Source organism: Bacteroidales bacterium, assembly GCA_016709865.1.
Lineage (GTDB): Bacteria > Bacteroidota > Bacteroidia > Bacteroidales > VadinHA17 > LD21.
Window position 1 is genome coordinate 500,987 of sequence record JADJLX010000003.1, and the last position, 11,156, is coordinate 512,142.

Consider the following 11,156-nt stretch of genomic DNA (forward strand, 5'->3'; position numbering starts at 1 on the left):
ATCATTGGTTTTATGGGTAGCGGAAAAACTACCGCAGGTAAAAAGCTTGCGGCAGTTATGGGTTGGCCATTTTTCGATCTCGATAAAAAGATAGAAGAAAAAGCAGGGAAGAGTATCCCTGATATCTTCTCACAGGATGGAGAGAATTATTTCCGCCTGATTGAATCAGAAGCGCTGAAAACAATTGATTATGAGACAGATGTAGTAGTATCGACAGGTGGCGGCACTCCCTGCTTTTCTGATAATATGGATTTCATGCTAAAAACAGGGCTGACTGTTTATCTCAAACTTAATCCCCTTCAGCTTCTTAGCAGATTATCAGGGTCGAAGGGTGAAAGGCCACTTATAAAGAATTTCAACAGAGAAGAATTACTGGTTTTTATTGAAGAAAAACTAAATTTCCGTGAGCCCTGGTATAACAGGGCTGAAATAATTATTGAGGGTATCGACATAGATATAAAGACCTTAAGTTCAATAGTTAAAACTGCCTTCAGTAACCGAAAGTAAGCCTCTTTCGTCGTGCATTTCCTGAATTCCGTCAAATTCTATTCTAAAAAAATGAATAGTGCACTTTACTATTAATTTTAAATTATTAATTTAGTGTGTTTTAATTTGTAACGGGGAAAATTATGAGAGACAAGCTTTTTGCTCTTCTGGGTGTTGAGTCAGGGGAGGAATCAATGGTATCTATGCTTCTGATGCAATCTGTCTTTCTCGGTATTTTCTTCGGTGCCTTCGATATAAGTGCTCACTCTCTGTTTCTGTCGATATTCGATGAAAAAATGATGGCAAAGGGATATGTTGTATCCGGTATAGCCGGTATCATCCTTACTTCAATTTACACATGGTTACAAGCCAGGATGAAATTTAAGAATTTTGCCATTCTGAACCTTATCTCTGTAACATCTCTGACTGTCGTTTTGTGGCTGGCCCTGATTTTGTTTTCTTCCAAAGTAGTGGTATTTATTGTTTTCTTAATGCTTGGGCCGTTAAACATACTCGCAATGCTTGGGTTTTGGGGAACTACCGGAAGGCTTTTTACACTCAGGCAGGGAAAAAGATTGTTCGGGTTGGTTGATGCCGGACTGATAATTGGTGTTATAATAAGCTGTTATACAATCCCGGTACTTCTGTCATTCAAATTTGAATCTCATAATATATTGCTTGTCAGTGCTTTTTCAGTATTGGTAGCAACAGTTATCCAGATGGTTATTGGGATCCGTTTCAAGCTTGTGAGCGGAAGCACTGAGCAGAAAAGTGAAAAATCGAAAGAAAAGAAATCTGTATTGTCTGTTTTTCGTGAAGATAAGTATACCAGGATAATGGGGATTTTCATTGCACTTTCTGTTATGACAGCATTTTTTGTCCAGTATTCATTCATGGCTGTTACAAGGGAGCAATATCCGGCGGAAGAGGATATGGCCAGATTCCTCGGCATTTTCACCGGCAGCATGATGATATTCACGCTCCTTGTAAAACTGTTTGTATTCTCATATCTCATCCGCAACTATGGCTTACGTACCTGTCTTGCTCTATCCCCTATTCTTGTTGCGGGTTTTACAGTTTTTGCAATACTGATTGGAATGTTCATGGGATATACCCCGGAATCAATGAGCGGGTTTCTTATATTCTTTCTATTACTGGCCCTCAGCAGACTATTCTCAAAAGCGCTTAAAGACTCAATTGAATCACCTTCTTTCAAGGTTATTTATCAGACAATTGATGAGAAGATCAGATATGAAGTGCAGTCTGGAATGGATGGCACTGTAAATGAGATTGCTGCCCTTTCATCGGGGCTTCTGCTAGCAGGACTTGGTGTTCTGAGTTTCATAAAGCTGATCCACTTCTCATGGGTTCTTCTTTTTATTATCCTCTTGTGGACATGGTTTGCTTTCAGACTGTATGCTGAGTACCGGAAGTCAATCAGGAAAGCACTCGAGGCTGTTGGCACATCTGACTTATCTGAGTCCGTTTCAGGAATCAAGGAAGTTCTCAGAAGCAGTTTTTCAGTTCACCGCACTTTCAGAAGAGATTATTTCAGACTTATTTCCGGAAACGATCCTGGCCCCGAGACTTATAGTAACAGATTGTATCTTGAAAAAATAATCGATCATTCTTCCTCATTAAATGACCTGAACCTGGTACCCCTGCTCAGAAAGATCTCAGCCAATACATCTGTTGATGAAAATATCAGAAAACTATCAAATGAAGCAGCCGGCAGACTGGAGAAAGGTGAAAGCGGATTAAAAGCTGACGGGGAAAAGATTGCAAATGCGAAGAGAATGCTGTCGGGTATCAGGCAGCCACAGACAACAGAAATATTGCGTCTGCTAAGGGACAATTCGATTGAACTGAAAAGACATGCAGTTTATATTATCGGGAAGTTCAGGCTTACCGATCTTATTCCTGAGGTATGCGAATGCCTCAGTATCCCGGGCCTTGAACCAGATGCAATTAATGTTTTGAATTCATTCGGGAATGATGCTGTTCCTGAGCTTACAAGGTTCTATCTTGTTTCTTCAGGCAATATGAATACCAGCAGGATAATCCTTACTCTTCTTGGGAAAATGCCAACACAGGAGAGCCAGTCATTTCTCTTTTCACGGCTCTGGTCAAATTCAAGAATGCTTAAGGAAGTAGCAGTCAGTTGCCTTGTTGAATGTGAGTTCAAACCAAATAATGATGACAGGGACAGGTTACATCAATTAATATCCGACACTGTGGGTTTAATGACCTGGAACCTCTCCGCAAAGACCTGCCTCGTAAGAGCTAATGATACATTCCTCCTTGAAATTCTAAAAAAAGAGATTGACAGGTGGAGAACATTCCTGTTTAACCTTCTTTCAGTCACATACGATCCGGGATCAATTGCTAAAATCAAGGAAAACCTCGAGAGGGATACGGTTGAAAGCGTCAATTATGCCCTTGAAATGATGGATATTGTAATAGATGAGTCTATTAAGCCAAAATTAATTTCGCTGCTCGATGTTGTTCCTGATGAAGACAAACTTAAAAACCTCTATCACTTCTTCCCTGGCGATGTACCGAGTCACAGTAAACTTGTAGAGGATATTCTGAATCGCGATTACAATCTGCTCAGCTTATGGACCAAGGCATCTGTTCTGAGAAGTCTTAAGGAGATTGATGGCGATGACATGGCTGAAACGGTAGCAGCACTTCTTTTCAGTCCGGAAACAATCTTACAGGAAGAATCAGCACTTTTGATATCAAGGTCTAGTAAAGAGCTTTACAGGTCTGTTTCCACCCGGTTACCGCAGTCAACAAAAAGGCGGCTCGACGATATTGTAAACGGAGAAAAGGATAAAAAAGAACTGTTACTTGAAAAGGTGAGATTTTTGTCAGGTTGTTTTAAAGGAATTCCTGAAGAAGATCTTCTGCCTTTATCTGTATCTGTAAAGCATTTGAAGGAGAAAGAAGCCGCCACAGCAATGCTTAAAGAGGGTTGTATCATTTGGACATTAACCGGTAATGAGGAATTGAAAAAACCATTCATCTCTTTTAATACCGGAAAAAATAATTTAAAAGAAATTGTCCAGTTACCGGAAACAGATTCTTATTACTGTCTGTTGTTAGAAGCTGTTGAGGAATATCAGGATCATTACCCTGAGAAAGAACTTGAAATTTTAAAATATATCGATAGTAACGAAGTATAACCTGTTTTATAATGGCTTCTAGAAAAACAACAATCTTCAGGCAGCTTATTTTCAATATAGCCTTACCTACATTGCTGGCTCTGTTGGTTTTTTCTGCAATTAATTTCCAGAGAACAAGATCAATATTATCCTCAGGTACTGCTGAGAAGAACAAGCTTTTGGCAAATGAAGTGACAAAAATCCTGAAGTTCCAGGATATCGCCACTAATCTCATTGATGTTCAGTTGAACAACAGGTTAAAAGAATTGAATTCACTTCTTGTAAATAAATATTTTGCAAATACTTCAAACCTTGACAAAGTTGATCTTTTCGCTATAGCAAATGAGATTGGCATGGATACCATTAATGAGGCCATCTATATTATCTCATCAGACGGAATAATAATAAATACAACTTTCAGACGCGACCTTGGATTTGATCTTTACAGTCTTGGAGAAAATATGAAGAAGTATCTTCAGGACATGCAAAAATCAGGAGAGTTTTTTGGTGAACGATTTGCCATAGAGGATGCCACAAAGAGACCAAAAAAATATACCTATCAGGCTACAAAGGACAAGAAATATATCATCGAGCTGGGGGCCTACTCAAAGCAGGTCGATGATATCGTAGAAGCAATTGAAGTTACCAAGTCGGAACTGAAAAGCGAAACCCAGGGGATCATTGATGTCGAATTATTTCTGTGGGCCGATTTTGCATTCAGTATGAACAAGAATGTAATGAACGTTGATCAGGATACTATTCTTCCTAAAGTGTTCCATGATAAGGACACAATAGAATTCATGAACAGGGTAGAGGACAGATGGTATCATTACAACTACATCTATATGGAAAGGTTCGCAGCTGAGGAAGTTGTGGGGGCAAGCTTTTACCAGGGATCTGTCATCAGGATTATCTCAGACCGGACAGAACAGATGGATCTTTTCAGGAAAGAGGCTGTCAGATTCATATTTGTTTTTGTGATTACAATGATTGTGCTCAGTGTGGTAATATACAGGAAAACCAAGGTTATTACGCTTCCGATTAAAAAACTTGTGGAGAATGTTGACAGGATCATGAATGGTGATCTCAGGGAAAGGGCAGAGGTAATAGGGAATAATGAGATCACAAGACTTTCAGAGAAATTCAATCTGATGATCGCCCAGCTCGAAAGTTATTATTATGAGCTTGAACAGAAAGTAAAAGACAGGACAATCAAAATAGAAAAGCAGAAAGAGGAGATTGAGGAGCAGAAGAAGCATATTATGGATAGCATTTATTATGCAAGACGTATTCAGAATGCAATCCTTCCATCTTTTAACATGATTGACAAACACCTTAAAAACTATTTTGTCCTATATATGCCAAAAGACATAGTCAGCGGCGATTTTTACTGGATGCATGAAGCCGATGGACTGTTTATGGTCTCGGCTGTTGATTGTACAGGCCATGGTGTACCCGGGGCATTCATGTCAATAGTCGGATATAACCAGCTGAACTTCGCTGTCAATGTTAAGAAGGCACGCACAGCCGCTAATATCCTTGATGAGCTGAATAAAGGTGTTGTTACAACCCTTAATGAAAATAAGAGTGATAGTTCAATTAAAGACGGAATGGATATGGCCCTTTGTGTTTTCGACTTTGCAGCAAAAAAAGTCGAATTTGCTGGAGCAAATAATCCGCTTGTAATGGTAAGAAATAATACTATTGTGAAGTTTAAAGGTGATCGTTTCCCAATTGGTGCCTTTGAAGGAGATAATCCGCAGCTTTTTAAAAATACTGAAATAGAACTTATTGACGGGGACTGTATCTATATTTCATCTGATGGTTATGTTGATCAGTTTGGCGGACCTGAAAACAAGAAATTTATGTCAAAACGTTTTGAGGACCTTCTGTTGGAAATAAATAACCTTTCAATGACAGATCAGAAGGAGATGTTACAGAAAAGGTTATCTGACTGGAAGGGCGAAAATGAACAGGTTGATGATATACTGGTAATTGGAATAAGAGTTTAGAAAGGTAAATTTTAATTATGGCAGCTCATATAGACAACAAAAAATTCAATCCTTTTCCCGGACTAAGGCCATTTGCCCCGGAAGACAGCGATCTGTTCTTCGGCCGGGAAGGTGAGAGCGAAGAGGTCGTTGGCAAGTTGATTAAGAACAGGTTCGTAACTGTTATTGGTGCTTCCGGAAGCGGTAAATCCTCACTCATTTATTGCGGTGTTTTACCGAAAGTGAGGAACCATAAAGAAAAGAGTACCTCAGGATGGAGAATCATCTCTTTCCGGCCCGGGAATGATCCGTTTGGAAATCTTGCTGATGTAATTTCTGAAAAGATATCTGAAGACTCACTGAAGCCTGCCGACAGAAACACAATCCTCACCGAGCTACGTGATAATGCTGGGGGTATTGCTGCTGCCGTAAAGAAGTTCATGATAACTTCCAATGAGAAGGTACTTATAGTTGTTGACCAGTTTGAAGAGATATTCAGATATAGTGCCCTTGGGAAAGCTGATGCAGTTATTTCTCCGGCTGCAAGGTTCGTTGATTATATGGTTGATGCCGTTACACAATCGGATGTTGAGGTTTACACTATTGTTACAATGCGTTCCGACTTCATCGGAGAATGCGCACATTATCAGGGACTTACACAGCTTATAAATAACAGTAATTACCTTGTTCCCCACATGGGAACAGATAACTACAGGGAAGCAATAGAAGGACCGGTAAAATATGCAGGTGCTAAGATTGATCCTAAACTTGTTGATCTTCTTCTGAGTGATATCGGCGACAGAACCGACCAGCTGCCGGTTCTGCAGCATGCTATGATGAGGACCTGGAACCACTGGCGCGAACTTGATGAGCCCGATAAACCTATCAGTAAAGTTGATTATGATTCTGTTGGTACTATGAGCGACGCTATGTCGCTGCATGCCAATGAGGCATATGAAGAGCTGAGTTTACGCGGTAAAGAGATCTGCGAGATGATGTTCAAGACTATTACCGAAAAGGGTTCCGATAACAAGGGGATCCGTCATCCCTCAAGTGTGCCGACAATTAAATCAATAGCAGCCTGTACCAGTGAGGAGTTGTTTGATGTAGTTGAGAAATTCAGAGTCACAGCCAGATCATTTATCACACCAAGAGAAAATGTTCCGCTTAGTGATGAATCAATTATTGATCTCTCGCATGAGAGCCTTATGAGATTATGGGACAGGCTCCGGGAATGGGTTGACGATGAGGCATCATCTGTTCAGATGTATACCAGACTTTCTGATGCCTCTGCAATGTACCAGCAGGGCAAGACCAGTCTCTGGAGACCGCCTGACCTTCAGCTTGCTATCAACTGGCGCGATCAGCATAAACCGACACTCACCTGGGCCCAGCGATATAATCCTGCCTTTGAACGCGCGATGGTTTATCTGCGTACCAGTGAGAAAACGTATGTTGAGGAGGAAGAGAATAAGATAAGGCTGCAGAAGAGGCAGATGAAGAGAACGAAAATTGTGGCAGGGATACTCGGTGTGGCTGCCATCATCTCTGTTGGATTCATGCTTTTTGCTTTCGTTCAGAAAATTGCTGCAGACCGTCAGACACAGATTGCAATTGAACAGAAAGCGATTGCTGATAGCCAGAAAGTTCTGGCGAATACTGCTACAAACATTGCTACGAAGCAACGGTTATTGGCTGTAGCTAATGCCACACTTGCCGAACAGGAAGCAGAAAATGCCAGAATAGAAAAAGAAAATGCAGAGAGACAAAGGCAGATAGCTGTGCTTAATGAAAATCTAGCAAAGAAAAATGAAATTTATGCAAATGAGCAGAAAGATTCAGCAACTTTAGCCAAGGAACGTGCAGATAAAAATGCAGAAGAAGCAAGAATTGCAAGTGCCCTGGCTACAAAACGCAGAATGCTTTCCATTGGTAAGGCAATGTCAATTAAGTCGTTACAGGCATCGGGGCAACAGGATCTTCAGACACTTCTTGCCTATCAGGCGTATTTATTTAACAAGGATAATGGCGGTGCTGAGAATGATGCTGATATATATGCCGGATTATACAATGTTTCCAAGCTTTACGGCAGTGTAAATTATAAAACCTACAACGGTCATAAAGGAGGTATAAAGAGTGTAGCTCTTGTTCCCGGTAAAAATGAATTCTATACCTCAGGTGAAGACGGCCAGATCCTTAAATGGGATATTAATGCCAAAGAGCAGACACTTCAGATTGTTTATTCCGGCACCGATATAATTGAGGTACTTGCTGTCAGTCCGGATGCCTCATGGCTTGCCTGCGGCAGCAGTAATTCAACAATTAAAATGATACCATTGAAACCGAATATTCCAGGATACGAACTGACCGGGAGCAAGGGGAAAATCAAGTCGCTTATTTTCTCATACGATGGAAAATATCTCTATTCTGCTTCGCTCGATGGAAGAGTACTTAAATGGGATCTTGCGGCACGAACCAATACAAATGTGACGAATGGTACAATGTCGATAATATCAATTGATCTTTCTTCCAACGGTAATTATCTCGCAGGAATAAGCAGCGACGGAAGTGTACTTGTCTGGAATCCCCAGAACAGTTCAGATACTTTTCAGCCTCCAACAACTTTAAAGAATATCAAGGTAGTGAAGTTCAATCCTGAAAGCAATCTTATTGCCCTCGGCGATATAAATGGTACCCTTGAATTGTGGGATATTAATAAGAAGACCAGAGTTTCATTTGTAAAAGCTCATACTGCTGCCATAAATGATATTAAGTTTAATACCAAGCTCAAGCAGATGGCGACTGCGAGCAACGATTACTCTTTTAAAATATTCAATATCACCGATCCGGCCGACCTTACCGAACCGCCTATTACGATTAAGGATCATGAAAATCTGGGATTTGTGCTTGTTCTTCAGTTCAGTTCTGATGGTCAGCTTATTATTTCCGGTGCATATGACGGCACACCTAACCTTATCAGCAGACCAACCCATGTTGACAGCTTTGTGAACGATATATGCAATATTGTTTCAAGGAACATGACACAGGATGAATGGAATACTTATGTAGGTAAAGACATTGACCTGCAAAAGACATGTCCGGATAAGAACTATAATATAAAGGTAAATGCAATTAAATAAAGATATCATACAAATGAAAATGCAATTCCCTGTAAAGGTTATCCTGCATGTCATACTAACCGGCCTGATGTTTGTCATTCCTTTCAGGGTCTATTCCCAGGAGGCAGGAAGCTGTGCAGAAAATCTTAAAAATGCACAGGCACTTTTCGCCCGCGGTCAGGTAGAACAGGTCCCTTCGATGCTTAGCGAATGCATGAAATCGGGTTTCTCGCGTGAAGAGTATCTTGATGCTTACAAGCTTCTTATTCAGTCTTATCTGTTTGAAGATAAACTGGAAAAGGCTGATTCGGCAATGCTTGAATTCCTGAAGAAAAATCCAGAATATGAGCTTAGTCCGACTGACCACTCCAGTTTTGTGCATCTTTTCGGAAACTTTGTGGTCAAACCTGTTGTTCAGGTGTCATTTCATTTCGGGACAAATATTCCATTTCTTACATTCATTACCGATCGGTATGTATCAGGAGTACCCGGAGCAAGTATACATACTTCGAACATTATAAACCTCTTTGCATCCTTTGAGACAAAATTTGAGCTTAATAAGAAATTGGAGATAAATTTTGAGCCTGGTTATTCTAACCTTGCTTTTACAAATTCAGATGATTATAATGATATCGTGAATGATAAGGTTATTAAAGTAGGCGAAACTACATACACTGAGAGCCAGAAGAGGATTGAGATGCCGGTAAGTGTAACATATAACTTTAAACGTTTTGGCAAGTTCACACCCTACGGGCGATTTGGAGTTGGCCCTGCAATTACTCTAAAATCATCAGCAACAGCGATTTATAAACCAACATCTGATGATGCGGTCAGCGGACCTGAAATCAACAGGAAGACATCAAGGATTTCGCTTGACGTATTTACCCAGACAGGAGCCGGGGTAAAGTATAAGACCCGCGGAGGATATCTTTTTACAGAACTCAGATCAAATTTTGGATTTATATATCAGGCAATCGGGGATGGATCATCAGCTGAAGATCAGGAGTTGAGTTTAACATATCATTATACCGATGATGATTTTCATCTGAACACATTGAATTTCACGGTAGGATATACGCAGATCTTTTACAAACCTTCAAAAAGATAATTACAGGATATGATCAGAAAATATTCAATATGGCTATTGTTTTTGTTCCTTTCTTCCTGCGAGCCTAATGCAGATGAGGATACTTCTATTCTCAGATTATATGGTGATGCAATGGAGAATATAGGGTATAGTGTCTCAAAAACAGATGATGGATATGTCATTGGAGGTCAGTTTACTGAAATAGTAAGGGAGGGGAACCGCATAAATGTTGATAGTTCAGGTAAGAAGCTGGGAATTATCAGAACAGATGTGGATGGAAAGATTATCTGGAAGAAAAGTTTTGGCGGCAAAAAAGTTGCTGTTGGTTCAAAAGTAATTACCCTGAGTGACGGGTCATTTGCAGCAACAGGTTATATCGAAAATACTGCGAATAACCTGAAAGATGTTTTTGTAGTTAAGGTATCGGCAGATGGATCGACTTTCACCCAAAACAGTTTTGGAGGAACCGGTAATCAGTTCGGTGTTGATTTAATTCAGACTGATGAAGGGTTTATGGTACTCGGATCAACTGACGTTGCACGTGCAGGTACAGCTGATTCCATCGGCAACATTTCAGGAAAGCGGGATCTTTATCTGGTGCGGCTTAATAACAACCTGGAGCTTATTGGTGCTCCGAAAGCATTCGGATATCCCGGCAATGATGCTGCTGTGGCTATCAGAAGTGATGTTAAAAATGATAAGGGAGGTTATATAATCCTGGGGACCACGGAAAATAACTGGCCGAAGCAGAAGCTGAACAACATACTTGTTCTAAAGACAAATATTTATGGTGAACCCAGTTACGGCCCAAGAATTATAGGAAGCACGGATGATGAGTATGCTACCGACATTGAAATTTTAGATGACGGATATCTGATTTCAGGGATGGTTGGTGCAGATGGATCAGATCAGTCAGTCTACCTTCTCAAAATACCTGTTAACATATTTAGTCCGATTGTTTATACGAAAAAGTTCAAAGTTACTACCACATCCTCAACTGCCACCTCTTTTGCTGTGAGGGCAATTAATAAATATGGTACCGATTCGTTCGTTATGGCAGGACAGGCGGGTACCGGCTCTTCTGCAAAGATGCTGATTTTTGTTACCGATGCCGAGGGCAATCAGGTTGCCGGTAAGGATATGATTACAACTGCCACCGGCGTTCAGATAGCCTACGATGTTGTTACGGATGAAAATAATGATATAGTAGTCGTTGGCAAAAACAGTTTTGAGAATAACTCCATGATAAGTCTGTTTAAGGTCAGGTTCTGAGAAACCGGAAAGTATGTGATGTAAGCGGATAAAC

The 11,156-nt window shown here is 40.4% G+C and carries 6 protein-coding genes; all 6 read left to right on the forward strand.

Going from position 1 to position 11,156, the window contains the following annotated elements:
- The first annotated feature begins 12 nt into the window (after positions 1–12).
- The 6 genes from IPJ16_07690 (at position 13) to IPJ16_07715 (ending at position 11,122) form a co-directional block, all read left to right on the forward strand.
- Positions 13–507 (forward strand): shikimate kinase, encoded by a 495-nt coding sequence (locus IPJ16_07690; protein ID MBK7627073.1) that lies wholly within the window; start codon positions 13–15, stop codon positions 505–507.
- Between the two features lie 122 nt (positions 508–629).
- The gene (locus IPJ16_07695) at positions 630–3,674 is read left to right on the forward strand and encodes a hypothetical protein (protein MBK7627074.1); all 3,045 of its coding nucleotides are present in this window, start codon (positions 630–632) and stop codon (positions 3,672–3,674) included.
- 11 nt (positions 3,675–3,685) lie between these two features.
- Complete coding sequence (locus IPJ16_07700; protein MBK7627075.1) at positions 3,686–5,665, forward strand: SpoIIE family protein phosphatase; 1,980 nt, start codon at positions 3,686–3,688, stop codon at positions 5,663–5,665.
- Between the two features lie 17 nt (positions 5,666–5,682).
- Positions 5,683–8,784 (forward strand): High-affnity carbon uptake protein Hat/HatR, encoded by a 3,102-nt coding sequence (locus IPJ16_07705; protein MBK7627076.1) that lies wholly within the window; start codon positions 5,683–5,685, stop codon positions 8,782–8,784.
- A gap of 13 nt (positions 8,785–8,797) precedes the next feature.
- A complete protein-coding gene (locus tag IPJ16_07710) occupies positions 8,798–9,871 on the forward strand; it encodes a hypothetical protein (GenBank protein MBK7627077.1) in 1,074 nt (357 codons plus the stop codon).
- Positions 9,872–9,880: 9 nt separating this feature from the next.
- Positions 9,881–11,122 (forward strand): hypothetical protein, encoded by a 1,242-nt coding sequence (locus IPJ16_07715; protein ID MBK7627078.1) that lies wholly within the window; start codon positions 9,881–9,883, stop codon positions 11,120–11,122.
- Positions 11,123–11,156: the final 34 nt, after the last annotated feature.

Bases quoted from the DNA above. Each gene is read 5' to 3' on its own strand.
- IPJ16_07690 (MBK7627073.1), top strand. From the start codon at position 13: ATGGGTAGCGGAAAAACTACCGCAGGTAAAAAGCTTGCGGCAGTTATG.
- IPJ16_07695 (MBK7627074.1), top strand. From the start codon at position 630: ATGAGAGACAAGCTTTTTGCTCTTCTGGGTGTTGAGTCAGGGGAGGAA.
- IPJ16_07700 (MBK7627075.1), top strand. From the start codon at position 3,686: ATGGCTTCTAGAAAAACAACAATCTTCAGGCAGCTTATTTTCAATATA.
- IPJ16_07705 (MBK7627076.1), top strand. From the start codon at position 5,683: ATGGCAGCTCATATAGACAACAAAAAATTCAATCCTTTTCCCGGACTA.
- IPJ16_07710 (MBK7627077.1), top strand. From the start codon at position 8,798: ATGAAAATGCAATTCCCTGTAAAGGTTATCCTGCATGTCATACTAACC.
- IPJ16_07715 (MBK7627078.1), top strand. From the start codon at position 9,881: ATGATCAGAAAATATTCAATATGGCTATTGTTTTTGTTCCTTTCTTCC.